Raw genomic sequence first — 17,530 nt, 5'->3', positions numbered from 1 at the left:
GTTTGCCGGACAGAAAACAGCCGAGACCCTGCCCAAAATACGTGTGCTTTATTGAGAAAGTCTTCTTGTTCCGGGGCTAGGCAGCAAGAGTTTGTTACTGGTCTTGGGCGATTTCTTCGGTAAATGCGTAAATCGGGGCGACAATCATAATCTAGCTGACATTGATTCTGACAGGGTGGCATGAATGCGTTTTTTTAGACTGTATGGCCTGGGCGCCGGATTGTTGGCGTTTGGCGCGGTAAACACGGTTCCAATCTTCACGCATCCGGCCAATGCTGCTGAAACCAAAAAGAAAAAGAAGGGTTCTTCTCTCCCGGCCAATGGCAGGGCGAAATCGGGCGGCACGGCATCGAACAGCACATTGCCGGCCGTCATCGGGCCCGCATCGGCGTTGCTGTTTGCGCCGCAAAACGATCCGATGGCCCGCCTTGTCGCGACGCCTTATGGCAAGAATGCCTCGCTCTCGCTCAAGTTGAATGCGGGGGATTTCGTCGATGTGGAAGTGGCCGCCCCCAATGGCGTGGCTTCCTTGCAGGTCTGCTACACACCGGACAATATTCTGGCCGCGGTCTGGGGCAGCAGCGAGATGCGTTGCCCCGGCCCGCAATCGATCGATCACGGCACGGCCCGCTATCGCATGGAGGCTCGCGGCAAGGCCGAGATCAAATTGCGGGTCATGCGCAGCAGCGGGGATGCGGGCGCCACCTATACGATCAGGACAAGAGGCCGCGTCATGGGGCGCGGCGCCGAAATGCTGGCGATGTTCGAGCGCATGCGCGACCGCCATTATATCCGCGAATCCAGCAATGATGGCCTGATCATCCGGGCGGTTCAGGATTACCGCGCCGATGTGCCGGGCAAGAGCGGGGTTCTGCGCTATCGCGACGAAGGCGGCGGGACGACAGAAACCCGTTTCGAGGTGACCGCCGAGGGAGATTTGCGTTGGACCCAGAATGATCAATCCGGTTTGGTGCAGGCGGGCAATGAGGGCGCGCTCTATCTGATCTTTCCCGAAAAGTCCGCCGTCGGTTACGCGTTCGGCTCGCAGGGTCTGATCACTCGCTATGAATATGCGATGGTCAATTACCTGAGTGAAAAGGCACCCAAGGATCAGGGCGGCTTTCAGTTGACCTCAACGCAAATCCTCGGCCCGACCTCACCGGCCCTTGCCGAAGCCCTGATCGCCAATGGCAGCAGCGCGCTGGCCTCCGCCAAGGCAAAGAGGCTGGCCGATTGGGGGGTGTTGCGGCTGATGGCGGGGCACAGTTTTGCCTTTACCACATCGTCCGGCAATGAGCGTGTGGTGACGTTCGGGTGGGAAACCGAGGGGCGCGCGATGACGGGCAAGTTCTGGGACGCCAATGCTTATGGCACGACACCCGCGCCTTTGCTGCGGATCAGCCACGACGGGATGACCGGCAAAATCAACGGCAGCTATACCAGCAGCGACGGCAAGGCGGTTCAGCGCACCAGCTTTGAAACCGGCCCCGACAATACTTTGATCGAGCGCTCGAATATCACGGCCACTTACGCCCTGCGTTCGGGAAGCGAGGTTTCCTATAGCGAAGGGCCGGGCAAGAATGGCTGGTCCTATCGGCTGTTGGGCGAAAAGGATCTGGCGATGTATCGTCAGCGGACCCAGCAATACCAGCAGCAGTTGGCCCAGCAACAGGCGCAGAAAAAGTCCGGCGGCGGCGGTTTGCTGGGCATGGCCATCGGGGCGGCGGTGGGCGGGGCCATTGCCTCGTCGGGCGGGCTGGACGCCAATCAAACGCTGGGCGCGGTGATGAAGGGGGCCGCGGTCGGCGCCGGCAACAGCCAGAGCGCCGGCGCGCTCAACACGATGGGTGACAGTCTGCTGTCCGGCTCTGGCGGCGCCATGGGCGGAACTGGCCTGGGCGCCACCGGTCTGGGCGGGGCATCTCTTGGCGGATCGGGCCGCGCCGGTTCCTACGCCACCAAGCCCAATCTGGCCACCGGCACATGCCCCGGTTTTACCGAGAGCAATTATCGCCAACGCGCATTCGAAGGCGGTGGCGATACCCAGCTTTTCACTATGTGCGGTCAGGCGTTTGAATATTACACCATGTACAAGCGGGCGATTTCGCAGGGATATTCCGAGGCGGACGCCAACCGCACCTATGCCGCGCATGAAGGCGCCGCGCTCAACGCCCAGAATTTTGCCAAGAACTGGAAGTGATATGACGGGCGATCGGATTTGGCTCGGGCGAGTCTTTGGCCTTTGGCTGATACCCGTCCTTGCGCTGTTGTTTCTTCTGTTGGGATTGGCTCCGCGCCCGGCGCAGGCACAAAGCGAGCCAAAGGTGTTTTATTGCTATGCCCCGGATCCCGAAACGGGCGCGGTTTATGTGACGCAGACGATGAATGTGGGGCCCTTGTCGGAACGCTCGACCTATGGCCGCCAATTCGCCCAATGGCTCAAACGCAAAGGCACGATTTCGGCCAATGTGCAGGGCTATTGCACCATGAGCTGGTCCGTGGCCGAGGCGGAAAAGGGCAAGACCGGCATGCAGACCGGATGGTGCCCCGAATGCCTGCAGATCAAGCGCTTTGTCGATGTGCAATGGGATCGCGCGGGGGCTGGCGCCAAACCCGTCGCCGCGCCCAAAGTGGCGATGCGTGCGCCCGAACCGCCGTTGGAGCGCAGCCCGAAGGCGCCCGTCATGGCCATGGACAGCGGCGAGCCGTGGCTGGTCGTTTTGGGGAACACCGAAACCGGCCAGATTGTCGTCGAGAAAAATCAGCCCGATCTGGCCAATGTCGCCTTGGCCAAGGCGCATTCAAGGCGCGCGACCGGGTGGGAAGAATTGCTGGTCACCCGCGAAGCGGGCTGGGGCGTGGCCCTTTGCGTGAAGAAGCCCGGCGCGGTCCGCTTTTTCCTTGCCCATTCCCAGCCGGACCAGCGCAGCGCGGTGGCGCGGGCCAGGGACGAGGCGTCTGCCTATGCTGCAAAGGTCAAATTGCCGGTTTCCGTTTGCGGCGCGCCCTGGAATGCTGAAGCCGACGGCGGCGGGGATGGCGGGGAGCAAGAGGAAAGCTGGATCGACACGATCAAGGGCAAGATCCGCATGATGATCACATGCGACCCCGCACTTCGCCCCATGTCATCCGCGGCCATTCGCGCCGAAGAGGGCAAGCCCGCCTCCGAGCAACGTGAACGTGCCCGTATGAATGAGAGCGGGCCGGATGGACGGCGCCCCTGCCTCGACAACAATAACGAGATGCGCTTGCACAAAGGGGGCGCGGCCATCGGCGTGCGCGGATAAACCGGAGGTGTGATTTCGAGCGTTCGGCCGCGTCTTGCCGGGCGGTGATAGCAGCAAAGCGGTCGACTTGGGCCGCGACGCAAACGCGCTGTCCGGCCCATTGGGCGTATCGGTTCCCCATTGCCCGCCATCCCTGCCCTGCCTAAAGACGGGCCGATGAACCGGACACATGCCATTTTTATCGCCCTTGTTGCTGGCTTGCTCCTCGGCCTGGCCTTGCGCAGCGATGGATTTCACACGTTGCGCATGGCGCTTGAGGCGGTGCTGCCGCTCGGCCAATTGTGGGTGCGCGCCCTGCAGATGACGCTGGTGCCGCTGATCTTCGCGATGGTCTCGCATGGCGTGGCGCAGGCCGTGGCGGGCGGGCGCGGCGGGCGGTTGATCGGCACGGCGGGCGCGGTCTTTGCGCTGATGCTGGTGCAGACGGCGATCATCGCCACCATCATCACCGAAACGGCGCTGCATATCTGGCCGCTTGCGCCCGATACGCTCAGCGGCCTTGCACCCGTCTCTGCCGCATCCACGACTGCGCCTGCCTTTGCCGATCAGGTGATGGCGCTGGTGCCCGACAATCCCGTGGCCGCCGCCGCGCAAGGCCAGATCTTTCCGATGGTGGTCTTTGCCATCCTGCTGGGCCTTGCCATTTCCCGTCTGCCCACCTGCGAAGGCGAGAAGCCGCGCTTGCTCGACATGCTGGCCGAACTGGCCCGCGCGATGATGATCATGGTGGACTGGGTGCTGCTGGCCGCGCCTTTGGGCATTTTTCTGCTGGTGGCGGGCATGGCGCTGCATGCGGGGCTGGCGGTGGCGCATATGCTGATCCTGTTTGTCGGGCTTTGCGTGGTCAACAGTCTGGCCATGCTGGCGATCTGTTACGGGCTGGTGATGGCGGTGCGCGCCCATCCGGTCGGGCGCTTTGCCGCCGCCATCGCTCCGGCGCAGGCCATGGCCGCAGGCACCAGTTCCTCGATGGCCACAACACCGGTCATGCTGGAGGTGGCGCTGCGCCGCCTGCGCCTGCCCGAGGATGTGGCGCAGATGGTTATCCCGGTGGCTGTCTCGATCTTCCGCGTGGGCACCGTGGCCAATGCGGTGCCCGCCGTGCTGGTGGCCGCCCATGCGGCGGGCATAGAGCCCAGCCTTGCCCAACTGGTGCTGGCAGGCGCGGCCGTGGTGCTGGCCAGTGTCAGCGCGGCAGGGCTGCCGGGGGCGGCGGTGATCTATGCGTTTTATGCGCCGGGCCTGCAATTGCTGGGGGCGCCGATGGCGGTGATGCCGCTCTATATCGCCGTCATCGCCCTGCCCGATCCCATCATCACGCTGACCACGGTGAGCGCCGACATGACGGCGGTGACGCTGGTGGCGCGGTGGCTGGAGCGGCGCAAAGGAGGCTGATGGCGGTAGCCCCTCAGCCCGGCGTCTGGCTGATCTCGCGCAGATAGGCGATGATGTCGGCCCGGTCCAGCGGATCGGCAATCCCGTCAAATTGCATCGTCGTTTCCGGGATCATCTGTTTGGGATTGCTCATCCAGCGGTCGAGTGTAGCGGCATCCCACCTGCCCCCATGGGTGCGCAGCGCGGCGGTATAGCCGAACCGGACGCTGTTGGTGCCCAGCGGCTTGCCATAAACGCTGCGAAGGTTGGGGCCGCCACGGTCCGTTGCCCCCTCGATATACGAATGGCACGCGGCGCATTGGCGGAACTTTGCCGCCCCCACTTTGGCATCGGCGACCCGCATGAAATCATCCAGCGTAGGATTGGCCCCCACCGCGCGCATCCGTTCCTCGCGGCGGTCATTGGTGCATCCCCCGATCAGCAACAGCGCGCCCAGCAGCGCGGCCCCGATGGCGACAGGCGTAGGGGAGGCATGGCGGGCTGGCGCGGCTTGGCTGAGGCATTTCATCGCCCGTGCGATGCGCCCCCGCGCGCGCCTTGTCCAGCGGTCCTCATGTGCAAATCCGAATTTTGCCCCGCATCCGGTCTGACAGGAACAGGGGGCTAATTGTCCGTTCCTTACCACCGCGCCTTCGCATTTCGCGATAGAATACGAGGCAAGGAGACGCCCCATGCCCCCATCGCCCTGTTTTGTTGTTCACGCCGATCAGGATCGCCACAATTGCCCGGACCATATCGGGGATGACATCAACGCAGTGAAGGTTTCCGCACGCGACACCGGCGGCGCACTAGCCGTGCTGGCCTATGACGGGCGCGCGCGCGGCGGGCCGCCGCTGCATCTCCATCACCATCAGGACGAGGTCTTTATCGTTCAGGAGGGCCGCTATCGGTTTCAATGCGGCAATGAGCGCATAGAACTGGCCGCCGGAGACACGATCTTTCTGCCGCGCGGCGTGCCCCACACCTTTTGCCAGACCAGCGAGCGAGGAAGATTGCTTTATATGTTCACCCCGGCGGGCGATATGGAGGCCTTCTTTGCCGCCCTTGCCCGGATTGAGGGCGAACCGGCGCCCGATATCGGCGCGGCGCTGTTTGTGGCCCATGGCATGATGATTGTCGGCCCGCCGCTCGCGCCGGATTGACGCGTACTCGCCCTCTTGACCTTGGCTCTGCTTGCGGCACACTCTTTCCATGGCACCGGTTTTTCTCTTCAGGCCGCCCAGTCCTGCGCTGCGCGATATTATTGCGTGCCATCAGATCATCCGGCTCCGCTTTGCCCCGGATCAGGCCGTGCCGATCAAGGCCTATTGGCCCCGCCCGGCCATGGCTCTCGCCTTTTATCCACGCGATGCCGAAAGGGTGCGCCTGATCGGGGACAAGGCCGTCAATCATAAGCCCCGCGCGGCGCTGATCGGCCAGCCGACCATGATGGCTCACCGCCAAGGCGGGCGGGATTTCAGCGTCTATCAGATCGAATTGTGCCCCGGCGCGCTGTATCATCTGACCGGCATCCCCGCTCATCGCCTGACCGATGGCTATGTTGACGCCGAAGCGGTGTTTCCGCCCGGCTTTCGCGCCTTGGTCGACAGGATCGAGGATGCCGAAGACCCCGAGGTGATGATCGCCCTTGCCGAAGGCTGGCTTGCCGCGCAAAGGGCCGCCCGACCGCCCTCGCTCTCGCCCGCCACGGCATGGGCCGCACGCGCGCTGGGGCAAGGGGCGGGGTTCAGCCTTGATGCCCTGAGCCATCATGCCAATATGGACCCGCGCCAATTGCGCCGCCTGTTCGCGCAGCACATGGGGATAAGCCCAAAGCTGTATGCGCGGGTGGCGCGGTTTGATCGCGCCATCCGGCTGCACAATCGCCAGCCGGGAGAGGACTGGTTGAGCATCGCGATTGCGGCGGGCTATTACGACCATCAGCATATGGCCCGCGATTTTCGCGATTTCACCGGCATGGCGCCCACCCATTTCGCCGCCCTGGAACTGGCCGCGCCAGAGCGGATGTTCGGGCACAGGGAAAGCTAGCGCCTGCGGCTAACGCGGCGCGATGATGGTGGCCAGCGACATCGGCTTGACAACGAAGGTCAGATGGCGCTGCTCCGACACCTTCCTTTGTGCCGGGGCCGAGCGTTCCGGGCGGCTTGCCGGACCCTGATCCAGCCAGGCATATTGGTCGGGGCCAAACTGGCTGACCGCGATGCGCCCGGCAATTTCATGCGCAGCGCCCTTGGCGTCCTGAGCCATGACGTGCAGCTCGAACGGGCGGTCCGGGCTGCGATTGATGACCATCAGGCCAAGCTTGCCGTCAGGCCGCCGGATCGCGAAGACGCGCAGCGCCGGGTCCGCTCCGCCCGCGATCTCCACGGGCAGAAACCGGTGCATGCCTTTGCCCATCAGCCAATCCCCGGTCAGCAGGCGGGCGGCGTGATAGCTGGGCAGCGGGGTGCCCGCCTGCCCTTCGCGGTCGGCCATGTGCAGCGCCATATTGCCGTAACCGGCGCAGGCCATGTTCTGATTGATCGGAACATTGGGGCCATAACCGAACAGATAGGCCGCGCTGCCGCCTTCATTCAGGAATTGGCCGATGATGTTGGCCATCAGCAAGGCGCTGGGCATTTCGGCCATCGCGCGCCCGGAATAGGCGGAAAAGCCATATTCGGTGATGATGCGGGGTATGTCCGGCCCCAGCCCCTCGGCGGTCAAACGCGCCATCAGCCGGGCCATCAGTCGGTCCTCCTCGATGAGCTTGGCGGGAATATCGCCGCAGATGTCATCGAAGGGATAGAATTCAAAGGAGTAGAATTGCAGATCGGACAAACGGCCGCGCTCCTGCAACGCGCGGATGAAGTGGTGATTCCATGACCGGTCGGGGTCATTGTTAAGCCATGTGTCGGTCAATGCGCTTTGCGAACTGGGGCCGCCGAATTGGACTTTCGGGGCGATGGGGCGCAGGCGGTCGACCCATGCCAGATAAAGCGCGGCATAATCATCGGCATTGCCAAACTGGCCGTCCGGCTCCTCGCCCAATTCCACCTGCGAAACCGGATAGCCGCGCCAGCGGACATAGCGCAGGGCCGCCGCCGCATTGTCCGGCGTGTCAAACAACACCCCCACCGGCAGCATGATCGGCCGCCCATTGCCCAGACCGCTATGAAACACGCGGTCAAGGCCGGCCTGTTCAAGGTTGGGATCGCGGTCAGTCGCGCGGTGCCACGGATCGGTGGAGGAGACATGGGTGAATGTCTGGCCGTTCTTGTCGGGAGCATGACGGACCAGATCGACCATTTTGCCATTGGCCCCGATCCGCCCGGCGCCGATCTCGCGCACGGCAAACCCGGCCCGGTCGCGCCAATCCTTGGCCCCCGGCGGCGCGGTGTGCGATGCTTGTTCAAGCAGCACCCGCATATATTTCACACTGACCGGCCGCTCGCCCAGTTTCAGCACGACATCGCCGCCCGACGCGCCCGTGATAGCGCCATGGTCAAACGTGATCCAATGCGCTCCCGGTCCATAGTCATTGTCGCTGGACCAGTATTGGACCTTGTAGGCGGTGGCATAGGGCGTGCCCCAGGCAATGCGGACGGCATTGATCTCGACCGGATCATCAAAGCGCAGGATCAGCCATTGGTCATGCGCCCGCCCATCTTTCAGGAAACCTGCGTCGAGATAGGGATTGGATTTCCAGAAGCTCGTCTCGTCGCCATCGGTCAGGCGCGAGAAATCGCGGTCATTGGCATTGTCGACCGTATCGCCACGCCGGGGCAATTTATAGCCCCAGGAGACGCGGATCGGCTTTTTGGCGCGGTCGCTGGATGTCCAGTAGCCCTGTTGGTGTTCAGGATCGCTCCATTGCCCTTCCGGGTTCCAGTGCCAGTTTTCAATGCCCAGTTCGGTGCGCAGCCGATAGGTCAGCCGGGTCAGCCGCGCGCTGCGCATGGCCGCGACATTGTGGCGCGTCAAAAGCCGATCGGTCGCGCCATTGACGCCGCCGTCGATCCCCGCTCCCAGCGCCTGAGCCGGCTCAAAGCGCGCGCCTTTTGTGTTGTCGGTATGCACGATGATCGAGATCGACGTGCTGTCGCGCCCCAGCACGGGCGCAGGGCCAAGACAGCATAGGCCCAGCAGGACGGGCAAAAGGCGAGGGCGCGGCGCATGGGGCAAAATGGGCATGCGCTAATAGAGGCCTGAGGCCGCTAATCAACAGCGCATTGCCCAAGAAGGATCAGGCCACCTTGGGCGCCAGATGCCAGATCGGCGGGGCCTCGCTGGCCAACAGACGCCGCATTTCGGCGGCGATATAGTCGCGCGTCATCGGCAGAACGCTGTGCTGCTTGACGTTCTGGACGTGGAAATTGACCAGATTGCCCTGACGAAACGCCTGTTCGGCCCCGACCAGATAGAATTGCCACATGCGCAGCAATTCCTCGTCATACATGGCGATGATGCGGTCGGCATGCAGCGTCGTGCGCCGATACCATTCAGCCAGCGTTTCGGCATAATGAAAGCGCAGCACTTCGATATCGCCGGTTTTCCATCCCGTCCGTTCGATGGCGCCGACCAATTCGCTCATCGCGGGAATATAGCCGCCGGGGAAGATATATTTGCGCGTCCACGCATCGGTGAAACCCGGCCCGCCCGCGCGCCCGATCGTATGGGTCAGCATGATCCCGTCATCGGCCAGCCGGTCGAACGTATGACCGAAATATTCGTCGAAATGGCGCGCCCCGACGTGTTCAATCATGCCCACGCTGGTAATGCGGTCGAATGTCTCGGTCAGGTCGCGATAGTCGACGAGGCGGAACTGCACCTTGTCGGCAACACCCGCTGCCTGCGCGCGCTCCTGCGCAAAAGCGACCTGATCAGGGGCGAGCGAGATGCCCAGCACCTCGCAGCCGTAATGGCGGTTGAGAAACAGCCCCAGCCCGCCCCAGCCGCAGCCGATATCCAGTACCCGCATCCCGCGTGCATCGGGCGGCAGGCGCAATTTGGCGGCAATCAGCGCCTTCTTTTCCAATTGCGCCTGTTCCAGACCAACCTGCGGCCCGGAGAAATAGGCCATCGTATATTGGCGGTCCTCGTCGAGGAACATTTCGTAGAATTGCCGCGTCAGGTCATAGTGGTGGCGCACATTGCGGCTGGCGCGGCGGCGGTCGTTGAACTGGTCGAAATACCATGCCGCGCGGTCGACGATCCGGTTCAGCCGCCCCGGCGCGTCCATATGGGTCTTGGCCGCCTTGGCCTCTGCGCCGATCATCAGCACCAGATCGCGGATGTCATGGGGCGCCTCGACCACCATCCAGCCGCGCATATAGGCCTCGCCCGCGCCCAGCGAGGGATTGCGCGCGATATGACCGGCCGTGCGTTTGTCGGTAAAGCGCAGGCGCAGCGGTTCGCCCTTGCCCGCGCCATAGGCGTACACTTTTCCGTCGGCGTCGGTAATCTGCAAGGGCCCGGTGCGGATCGCACGGCGCAGAAAGCGGTCAAGCAGCCACATATCTCGTCCTTTCGTCCCGTCGCCAACCAATGCCCTAACCGGGCTTCGGTTCCTGACTTACGACGAAAATATGACGCTGCGGCCCGATATAATACTTATGTCTTGGACGGCTATCCGCTTCAGGCCGGCTGGGCCATCTGATGGCGACGCGCGCGTTTTTCCAGATACATGGCCGCATCGGCATCCTTGAGCGCCTTGTCCACGGTGGTCTCGCGCGGGTCGGCGCTGACGATGCCAAGGCTGGCGCCGGGATAGTCCATCGAACAGAAGGGCAAATCGTAATGCCCCTCGATCAGCTTTGCGATGCGCCGCTGCATCGCGGCCACGCTCAACGCGCTGTCCTGATCCAGCGCTGGGCCAAGCCCCGCCAGCACGAATTCATCGCCCCCCAAACGCCCCAACAGATCGCTCTGCCGCATGCCTGCGGCCAGGCGTTTGCCAATCTGGATCAGAAAGGCATCGCCGCACTCGTGGCCATAGGTGTCATTGATCAATTTGAACCCATCAAGATCGATAAAGGCCAACGTCACCCGTCGCCCCTCCCGCTGGGCAAGGCTGAACAGGCGGGTGAGTTCCTGAAAGATGAACCGGCGGTTGGGCAGGCCGGTCAGCGTGTCGGTAAAGGAGAAGCTTTCCAGCTCGCGATTGGCGCGCGCAAGTTTGTCGAGCAGGTTTTCCCGCTGGATATGCTGCTGGATCAGCGCGCCAAACAGGACCAGCACCTGACGCCCCGCGTCGGTGATCGGACGCTTTTGCGTGCTGGCGGCGCATAAGGTGCCGAACAGGCTGCCATCCTCCAGCCACACCGGCGTCGAGGCATAGGTGCATATGCCGAGCGCTTGCGCCGCCTCTGAATCGCCCCAGCAGGCCGCCACATCGTCGGTAAAATTGGTCCCTTCCTCCAGCGCCCGTTTGCACAAAGTGTCATCCCACGGCACGCTCAGCCCTTCGGGGATCTGCATCTCCCGGCTGTTGCGCGCATAAAGGATGCTCTGAACACCCGCCGCTTCGTCAATGCGGGTCAGGTATGTGCTTTCCAGTCCTGTGACCAGTTCGAGCATGGTGAGCAAGGGCCGGGTAAGTTGTTCAACCGTCTGTGCCCCCACGACAGTATCGGAAATTTTCCCCAGCAACAACGCGTCCGACATGGCCGATCCCCTCGTCCTGCAAGCCTTACACTGCCAGTTTAGAGGATCAGCATGCCAGATTCCACCCGTTTGACATCAGGCAAAATGCTGAGCCCAAAGATGAAATTGATCGCCTTGATCGAGCCGCTTCATCCTGCCTATATCTCGCGGTCATGAAGCAACCGCACCGCGCCCTGTCGCCCCTCGCCCTCCCGCTCCTCACCCTGCCGCTGTGTTCCTTGGCGGCACTCTCGCTGATCACCAGCGCCCATGCCGCCCCGGTGCGCAAACCGGCCGCCGCCAAAGCCGCGCCATCGGCCGCCAAGGCGCTGCTCGCGGCCAACAATGCAATCATCCCGCTGCCGCTCAATCCCATCCTGCCCCCGGCCCAGCGCCTTTGCAGCGCCAAGACGACAACGGGGCTGGGTTATACGGTGCTGCGGCCTGCCAATGGCGCAAAACCCGCCGAGGCGGATTATGTGCTGGTCAATTACATCGGCTATCTGGCCGCCACCGGCGCGGTCTTTGATCAGGGCGTCAAGGCAAGCTTTCCGGTGGCCGGCGTGATCCCCGGCTTTTCACAAGGGCTGCAGATGGTGGCCAAGGGCGGCATTGTCCGCCTCTGCATTCCGGCCGCCATGGGCTATGGCGCGCAGGAAGCAGGCCCCATCCCCGCCAATTCCGATCTGGTGTTTCAGGTCGAGCTGATTGACTATAAGACCGGCGCCGAAATCGAGGCGATGCGCAAGGCCCGCGCGGCCGCCACTTCCGAGGCTGCTCCCGCCGACCAGCAAGCCGCACCCACACCGCAGCAATAAGGCAACAGAAACGCGCCGGGCTTCGGCCTGGCGCGGTTCTTCGGTCTGTTCTGAGAAACGGTGGTGGACAGGGCTAGATTCGAACTAGCGTACGCTTGCGCGGGCAGATTTACAGTCTGCTGCCTTTAACCACTCGGCCACCTGTCCACACCGTCAGGCCTCTTTTAACAGAGGCGTCGAGCTGGGGGTCTCCCCCCGAATGGCCCCATTTGCGTGGAGCCGTTCAGCCGAGGTCCGCGCCTATGAGGATGTTGAGCGCGTCTGTCAACAGGCAGAAATCATCGCACGCAATTTTGTCACAAACGCGTGAACCTTCGCGTGGGCGCGCACACATCCAAATGAATTTTCAGAGAAAAAGCAACGGTGGTGGACAGGGCTAGATTCGAACTAGCGTACGCTCTCGCGGGCAGATTTACAGTCTGCTGCCATTAACCACTCGGCCACCTGTCCACACCGTCAGGCCTCTTGCAAGGCTTCGAGCTTGGGGGTCTCCCCCCGAATGGCCCCATTTGTGTGGAGCCGTTCAGCCGAGGACCGCGCCTATGAGGATCTTGCCCTTGCCTGTCAACACTCGAATTGGCAAAGGCGGGGAAATTTTCTCCAGAAAGGACAGTTTCATGAGCCGCCACAGCGACGACGACAGCCAACATGGGGGGCAACAGGGCGGGCGCGGAAAGGGCAAGGCGCTGCGGGGCCGCGCGGGCCGGATGCAGGGCGGGCGCGGTTCAGGCCGGGCCAGCAAGGGCGCGGTGCGCCTGTGGGGCCACCATGCGGTCGAGGCCGCGCTGAAGAACCCGGATCGCCGCCACCGCAAATTGTGGGCCACGCGCGAGGCCATCGCGAATCTGGATGGCGAGCTTCCCGCTGATTTCACTATCGAATATGCGCAAGCCGCCGATCTTGGCCGCCTTGTCGCGCGCGATGCGCCGCATCAGGGGCTGGTGCTGGAATGCGATGCGTTGGAGGATATCTTCCTCGAAGACGTGCTGCACGGCGATCCCTCGCGCCCCATCGTTGTCCTCGATCAGGTGACCGATCCGCATAATGTCGGCGCGATCCTGCGCTCGGCTGCCGCCTTCAATGCGGCCGCCATCGTAACCCAGGATCGCCACGCGCCGCCCGAATCGGGCGTGCTCGCCAAATCGGCCAGCGGCGCGCTGGAGGTTGTGCCCTGGGTCCGCGTGGTCAATCTGGCCCGCGCGCTCGAAGAAATCGCCGAGGCAGGCTACTGGCGCATTGGACTTGCCGGAGAAGCCGAGGCGACCTTGGCGCAGGCGATGAGCGCAGGGCCGGTCGCACTGGTGCTGGGCGCAGAGGGCGAAGGCATGCGCCACAATATCACCCAGCATTGCGACGCCCTTGCCCGCCTCCCGATCAGCGAAGCGATGGAATCGCTGAACGTCTCGAATGCGGCGGCCATTGCGCTTTATGCCGTGGCCACGCGCGAGGCGGCTGAATAAGCCTCCCATCGCGGGCAACAGAAAAACGCCGCCCGGATCATCCGAGGCGGCGTTTTTCATTCTGCTTATGGCTGCGAGGCGTTTCAGCCATTCAGCAGTCAAAAACGGGTGATCAGTTCACCGCGTCCTTCAGGCCCTTGCCGGCCTTGAACTTGGGCTGGGCCGAGGCCGAGATCGCCAGAGGTTCGCCGGTGCGGGGGTTGCGACCGGTCGAGGCCTTGCGCTTGGCCACCGAGAACGTGCCAAAGCCCACCAGACGGACTTCGTCACCAGCCTTCAGAGCGGCGGTGATCGCCTCGAACACGCCTTCGACGGCCTTGGTCGCATCATTGCGGGTAAGGCCGCTGGCTTCGGCAACCGCGCCGATCAGTTCGTTCTTATTCATTTGGGTACCCCCGAAAAGGACGTTGAGAATATCTGCTAGAGTCGCCTCGTTAGCGGGGCGGAATTGAGCGATTTTTGCGGGCCCTGTCAAAGCGAAATGCGATTAAAAACCCGCAATTATCCCCGAAAATCGGGGGTTTTCGACGAACGGAAGGGTAAATTCGGCATACCGTGGCCAATGCTCAATGTGGCGACTGGGGAGCAAACCCGAGTCGCCGCATTGCAGCAGAATTGGCGCCGCAAATCAGTGCGCGGTTGCCGAGGAGGCTGGCGGCGCGCCCGCAGGCCCCGCGGCAGGCTGGCTGGCCAGATCGTCGGCCTCGGTCCATTCGATGGCCTGCGGAACCTCAACCAACGCGCGCGCCAGCACCTGATCAACATGGCTGACGGGAACGATTTCTAGCCCTTCGCGGATGTTGGCCGGAATTTCGGCCAGATCCTTGGCGTTCTCTTCAGGGATCAGCACGGTCTTGATGCCGCCGCGCAGCGCGGCCAGCAGCTTTTCCTTCAAGCCCCCGATCGCCAGCACCCGCCCGCGCAGCGTGACCTCGCCGGTCATCGCCACATCGGCGCGCACGGGAATGCCCGTCAGCGTCGAGACCATAGCGGTTACCATACCAATACCCGCGCTCGGCCCGTCCTTGGGCACGGCTCCTTCGGGCAGGTGGATGTGCAGGTCCTTGCGGTTGAAGATCGACGGCTTGATCCCATAGGCAGGCGCGCGCGCCTTTACGAAGGAGAACGCCATCTGCACGCTCTCGCTCATCACCTCGCCCAGCTTGCCCGTAGTCTTGACCGCGCCCTTGCCCGGCACCGTCACGCTTTCGATGGTCAGCAATTCGCCGCCCACCTCGGTCCAGGCCAGACCCGTCACCGCACCGATCTGATTTTCCTCGTCCGACACGCCATGGCGGAATTTGCGGACACCGGCAAAATCGGCCAGGTTTTCGGGCGTGATGGTCACGCTCTTGTCCTTGCCTTCCAGAATCTTGCGCAGGCTCTTGCGCGCCAGCCGCGCCACTTCGCGCTCCAGCGTACGCACGCCCGCCTCACGTGTGTAATAGCGGATCAGATCGCGCAGCGCGGGCTGGGTCAGGGTGAACTCGCCCTTTTTCAACCCATGCGCCTCGATCTGCTTGGCCACCAGATGGCGCTCGGCGATCTCGACCTTCTCGTCCTCGGTATAGCCCTCCAGACGGATGATCTCCATGCGGTCCAGCAAAGGCTGGGGCAGGTTCAGACTGTTGGCCGTGCAGACGAACATGATGTCCGACAGGTCGATGTCAAGCTCCAGATAGTGATCCTGAAACTTGGCATTCTGTTCCGGGTCCAGCACTTCGAGCAGCGCCGAAGCCGGATCGCCGCGGAAATCCTGCCCCAGCTTGTCGATCTCGTCGAGCAGGAACAGCGGATTGCTGGTACCCGCCTTTTTCAGGTTCGACACGATTTTGCCAGGCATGGAGCCGATATAGGTGCGGCGGTGGCCACGGATTTCGGCCTCATCGCGCACGCCGCCCAGCGACTGGCGAATGAATTCGCGCCCCGTCGCCTTGGCGATGCTCTTGCCCAGCGAGGTCTTGCCCACGCCCGGCGGGCCGACGAGGCACAGGATCGGCCCCTTCAGCTTGTTGGTCCGCGCCTGCACCGCCAGATATTCGATGATGCGGTCCTTGACCTTGTCCAGCGCATAGTGATCGGCATCGAGCACAGCCTGCGCCGCGCCGATGTCCTTCTTCAGCTTGCTCTTCTTGCCCCAGGGCAGACCCAGCAGCACGTCAAGATAGTTGCGCACGACGGTCGCCTCGGCGCTCATCGGCTGCATCGTCTTGAGCTTCTTGAGCTCCGTCTCGGCCTTGGCCCGCGCTTCCTTGCTCAGCTTGAGCTTGTTGATGCGCTCCTGGAGTTCGGCAATTTCATTGGCGCCGTTTTCATCCCCGCCGCCCAGCTCGCTCTGGATCGCCTTCAACTGTTCGTTGAGGTAATATTCGCGCTGGGTCTTTTCCATCTGGCGCTTCACGCGGCCACGGATGCGGCGCTCCACCTGCAGAACGCCCAGTTCGCCTTCCATGAAGCCATAGACCATTTCCAGCCGCTTCAACGGATCGGTTTCCGACAGCAAGGCCTGCTTGTCGGCCACCTTGGCGCTGATATGGCTGGCGATCTGATCGGCCAGAGCCGAGGCGTCCTCGATGTCGGAAAGCTGGTCGCCCGCATCCTGCGAGAGCTTCTTGTTCAGCTTGGCATATTCGCCGAACTGATCGACGACGCTGCGCATCATGGCGGCGACTTCGGGCCCTTCGGCCTCGCCGCTTTCCACCGGCGCCAGTTCGGCGCGCAGCATTTCCTCTTCCTCGGTCAAGGCGACCATGCGCGCGCGCCGCGTGCCTTCGACCAGCACGCGAACCGTGCCGTCGGGCAATTTCAGCAATTGCAGCACCGTGGCCACCACGCCCACATCATAAAGATCGTCGGCATGGGGATCATCGCAACCCGGGTCCAACTGGGCCAGCAGGAAGATGTCCTTGTCGCCCGCCATGGCCGCTTCCAATGCGGCCACCGATTTTTCGCGGCCCACAAACAGCGGCACCACCATGCCGGGGAAAACCACAATATCGCGCAGCGGCAGCATCGGCAGCAGCGTAGGCAGCGGCGCATTCACATTCGAGGGAGTGTTCTCGTCGGTCATAATCTTCCATTCAGGCTGCGCCCTAGAACGGCGGCCCTGCGTTGTTTTTGAGGATATGGGGAGCAGATGCGCGCGGTGCAATGGGGAAAAGGCCCGCAATCGCCCATCTTGACAATTTGCCCACAGGCAGCGGGCGCGCCTGTTCCTATTTCGCCGCGCCGATCAGGGCGCGCAGACGATCGAGCGGAACCGCCATGCCCAGCAAATCGCCCCGATCCTTGCCCCCGCCCAGATGCAGGCCAAGCACCCGGCCCGCGCCGTCCACCACGGCGGCCCCGCTGGTGGCGCGCATGTCCAGCGTGCCGTCGACAAAGGCATATTGCAGCGCATCCGGGCCATTATAAATCACCCGCGCGCCATAGCGCCGAATGCGCCCATCCCCGCCCATCGAGGCCACAACCCAAACCTCATCGCCCACAACTGCCGCCTTGTCGGCCAATAGCAGGCGAACCGCACCGTTTGATCCGGCCGCATCGGTGGCAAAGGCGGCGACATCACGAAAGGGCGTGGCCATCGGCACGGCCCCGGCAATCGCCAGCGTGCGCCGCGCGGCCCACTGCTGGCCATCGTTTCCCGCGCAGCCTTTCATCGTCACATGTTGGGGCAAGTCCTGCGAGGCGATTTGCGCCGCCAGCCCGCCATTCGGCCCGAACAGATGCAGCGCCGTCACCCAAAACAGCGCTGGCGGGCGCACCGCCAGCGGATTGCTCGGGCTGGGCGGCTCGGTCATATCCAGCAAAAAGGCGGTTCCGGCCGACAGGTTCACTCCATCGACCGAAAAGCTGGGATGACAGGTGGCGGCGGCCGGATCGGGCGTTTTGTCGCCATCGCCGGCGCGGGCCGTTGGGGCTCCGCAGACCAGCATCAGGGCCATGG

Annotated in this window: 14 protein-coding genes and 2 tRNA genes; 7 read left to right on the top strand and 9 right to left on the bottom strand. The window is 63.2% G+C overall.

The features are described 5' to 3' along the window. The first annotated feature begins 184 nt into the window (after positions 1-184). The 3 genes from PQ467_RS10060 to PQ467_RS10050 all read left to right on the top strand — a co-directional run bounded on the left by PQ467_RS10060 (position 185) and on the right by PQ467_RS10050 (position 4,682). Complete coding sequence (locus PQ467_RS10060) at positions 185-2,200, top strand: hypothetical protein (RefSeq protein ID WP_274173292.1); 2,016 nt, start codon at positions 185-187, stop codon at positions 2,198-2,200. A gap of 1 nt (position 2,201) precedes the next feature. Continuing rightward, positions 2,202-3,287, top strand: a complete 1,086-nt coding sequence (locus PQ467_RS10055; protein ID WP_274173291.1) for a hypothetical protein — start codon at positions 2,202-2,204, stop codon at positions 3,285-3,287. Between the two features lie 156 nt (positions 3,288-3,443). Next, positions 3,444-4,682 (top strand): dicarboxylate/amino acid:cation symporter, encoded by a 1,239-nt coding sequence (locus tag PQ467_RS10050; protein WP_274173290.1) that lies wholly within the window; start codon positions 3,444-3,446, stop codon positions 4,680-4,682. Positions 4,683-4,695: 13 nt separating this feature from the next. On the opposite strand, the gene PQ467_RS10045 is transcribed toward PQ467_RS10050, so the two are convergent. Further along, positions 4,696-5,190 (bottom strand): c-type cytochrome, encoded by a 495-nt coding sequence (locus tag PQ467_RS10045; RefSeq protein WP_274173289.1) that lies wholly within the window; start codon positions 5,188-5,190, stop codon positions 4,696-4,698. Between the two features lie 163 nt (positions 5,191-5,353). On the opposite strand from PQ467_RS10045, the gene PQ467_RS10040 reads away from it, so the two are divergent. After that, positions 5,354-5,824: a cupin domain-containing protein gene (locus PQ467_RS10040; protein WP_274173288.1), complete on the top strand. Its 471-nt coding sequence runs from the start codon at positions 5,354-5,356 to the stop codon at positions 5,822-5,824. 49 nt (positions 5,825-5,873) lie between these two features. Further along, on the top strand, positions 5,874-6,710 hold the full coding sequence (locus tag PQ467_RS10035; RefSeq protein WP_274173287.1) for an AraC family transcriptional regulator: 837 nt from the start codon (positions 5,874-5,876) through the stop codon (positions 6,708-6,710). Between the two features lie 9 nt (positions 6,711-6,719). On the opposite strand, the gene PQ467_RS10030 is transcribed toward PQ467_RS10035, so the two are convergent. From PQ467_RS10030 to PQ467_RS10020, 3 genes are all read right to left on the bottom strand, one after another. Next, on the bottom strand, positions 6,720-8,855 hold the full coding sequence (locus PQ467_RS10030) for a discoidin domain-containing protein (RefSeq protein ID WP_274173286.1): 2,136 nt from the start codon (positions 8,853-8,855) through the stop codon (positions 6,720-6,722). A 52-nt stretch (positions 8,856-8,907) separates the two neighbouring features. Further along, positions 8,908-10,179, bottom strand: a complete 1,272-nt coding sequence (locus tag PQ467_RS10025) for an SAM-dependent methyltransferase (protein ID WP_274173285.1) — start codon at positions 10,177-10,179, stop codon at positions 8,908-8,910. Between the two features lie 119 nt (positions 10,180-10,298). Next, positions 10,299-11,327 carry a sensor domain-containing diguanylate cyclase gene (locus tag PQ467_RS10020; RefSeq protein WP_274173284.1) on the bottom strand — a complete coding sequence of 343 codons (1,029 nt, stop codon included), beginning with the start codon at positions 11,325-11,327 and terminating at the stop codon, positions 10,299-10,301. 152 nt (positions 11,328-11,479) lie between these two features. On the opposite strand from PQ467_RS10020, the gene PQ467_RS10015 reads away from it, so the two are divergent. Continuing rightward, the gene (locus PQ467_RS10015) at positions 11,480-12,124 is read left to right on the top strand and encodes an FKBP-type peptidyl-prolyl cis-trans isomerase (RefSeq protein WP_274173283.1); all 645 of its coding nucleotides are present in this window, start codon (positions 11,480-11,482) and stop codon (positions 12,122-12,124) included. A gap of 61 nt (positions 12,125-12,185) precedes the next feature. On the opposite strand, the gene PQ467_RS10010 is transcribed toward PQ467_RS10015, so the two are convergent. Beyond that, positions 12,186-12,271, bottom strand: a tRNA-Tyr gene (locus tag PQ467_RS10010). 217 nt (positions 12,272-12,488) lie between these two features. Beyond that, positions 12,489-12,574: transfer RNA gene (locus tag PQ467_RS10005), tRNA-Tyr, on the bottom strand. A 167-nt stretch (positions 12,575-12,741) separates the two neighbouring features. Between PQ467_RS10005 and rlmB the strand changes: the two genes are divergently transcribed. After that, positions 12,742-13,584, top strand: a complete 843-nt coding sequence (gene rlmB / locus PQ467_RS10000) for a 23S rRNA (guanosine(2251)-2'-O)-methyltransferase RlmB (protein ID WP_443192938.1) — start codon at positions 12,742-12,744, stop codon at positions 13,582-13,584. Positions 13,585-13,696: 112 nt separating this feature from the next. Here the strand turns inward: rlmB and PQ467_RS09995 are convergent, their stop codons facing one another. The 3 genes from PQ467_RS09995 to PQ467_RS09985 all read right to left on the bottom strand — a co-directional run bounded on the left by PQ467_RS09995 (position 13,697) and on the right by PQ467_RS09985 (position 17,528). Next, positions 13,697-13,969, bottom strand: coding sequence for an HU family DNA-binding protein (locus tag PQ467_RS09995; protein ID WP_168604631.1), 273 nt, complete (start codon positions 13,967-13,969; stop codon positions 13,697-13,699). A 243-nt stretch (positions 13,970-14,212) separates the two neighbouring features. Beyond that, positions 14,213-16,654 carry an endopeptidase La gene (gene lon / locus PQ467_RS09990; RefSeq protein WP_274173282.1) on the bottom strand — a complete coding sequence of 814 codons (2,442 nt, stop codon included), beginning with the start codon at positions 16,652-16,654 and terminating at the stop codon, positions 14,213-14,215. Between the two features lie 145 nt (positions 16,655-16,799). After that, positions 16,800-17,528, bottom strand: coding sequence for a hypothetical protein (locus PQ467_RS09985; protein ID WP_274173281.1), 729 nt, complete (start codon positions 17,526-17,528; stop codon positions 16,800-16,802). Positions 17,529-17,530: the final 2 nt, after the last annotated feature.

It is taken from the genome of Novosphingobium sp. KACC 22771 (assembly GCF_028736195.1).
Lineage (GTDB): Bacteria > Pseudomonadota > Alphaproteobacteria > Sphingomonadales > Sphingomonadaceae > Novosphingobium.
The sequence above is the reverse complement of the archived record's forward strand: the minus strand, read 5'-3'. Positions and strand labels throughout refer to the sequence as shown.

What these genes read in the sequence shown, in the direction of transcription:
- rlmB (WP_443192938.1), top strand. Translation starts at nt 12,742, where the DNA reads ATGAGCCGCCACAGCGACGACGACAGCCAACATGGGGGGCAACAGGGC.
- PQ467_RS10045 (WP_274173289.1), bottom strand. Translation starts at nt 5,190, where the DNA reads ATGAAATGCCTCAGCCAAGCCGCGCCAGCCCGCCATGCCTCCCCTACG.
- PQ467_RS10020 (WP_274173284.1), bottom strand. Translation starts at nt 11,327, where the DNA reads ATGTCGGACGCGTTGTTGCTGGGGAAAATTTCCGATACTGTCGTGGGG.
- lon (WP_274173282.1), bottom strand. Translation starts at nt 16,654, where the DNA reads ATGACCGACGAGAACACTCCCTCGAATGTGAATGCGCCGCTGCCTACG.
- PQ467_RS09995 (WP_168604631.1), bottom strand. Translation starts at nt 13,969, where the DNA reads ATGAATAAGAACGAACTGATCGGCGCGGTTGCCGAAGCCAGCGGCCTT.
- PQ467_RS10055 (WP_274173291.1), top strand. Translation starts at nt 2,202, where the DNA reads ATGACGGGCGATCGGATTTGGCTCGGGCGAGTCTTTGGCCTTTGGCTG.
- PQ467_RS09985 (WP_274173281.1), bottom strand. Translation starts at nt 17,528, where the DNA reads ATGGCCCTGATGCTGGTCTGCGGAGCCCCAACGGCCCGCGCCGGCGAT.
- PQ467_RS10040 (WP_274173288.1), top strand. Translation starts at nt 5,354, where the DNA reads ATGCCCCCATCGCCCTGTTTTGTTGTTCACGCCGATCAGGATCGCCAC.
- PQ467_RS10025 (WP_274173285.1), bottom strand. Translation starts at nt 10,179, where the DNA reads ATGTGGCTGCTTGACCGCTTTCTGCGCCGTGCGATCCGCACCGGGCCC.
- PQ467_RS10030 (WP_274173286.1), bottom strand. Translation starts at nt 8,855, where the DNA reads ATGCCCATTTTGCCCCATGCGCCGCGCCCTCGCCTTTTGCCCGTCCTG.
- PQ467_RS10035 (WP_274173287.1), top strand. Translation starts at nt 5,874, where the DNA reads ATGGCACCGGTTTTTCTCTTCAGGCCGCCCAGTCCTGCGCTGCGCGAT.
- PQ467_RS10050 (WP_274173290.1), top strand. Translation starts at nt 3,444, where the DNA reads ATGAACCGGACACATGCCATTTTTATCGCCCTTGTTGCTGGCTTGCTC.
- PQ467_RS10015 (WP_274173283.1), top strand. Translation starts at nt 11,480, where the DNA reads ATGAAGCAACCGCACCGCGCCCTGTCGCCCCTCGCCCTCCCGCTCCTC.
- PQ467_RS10060 (WP_274173292.1), top strand. Translation starts at nt 185, where the DNA reads ATGCGTTTTTTTAGACTGTATGGCCTGGGCGCCGGATTGTTGGCGTTT.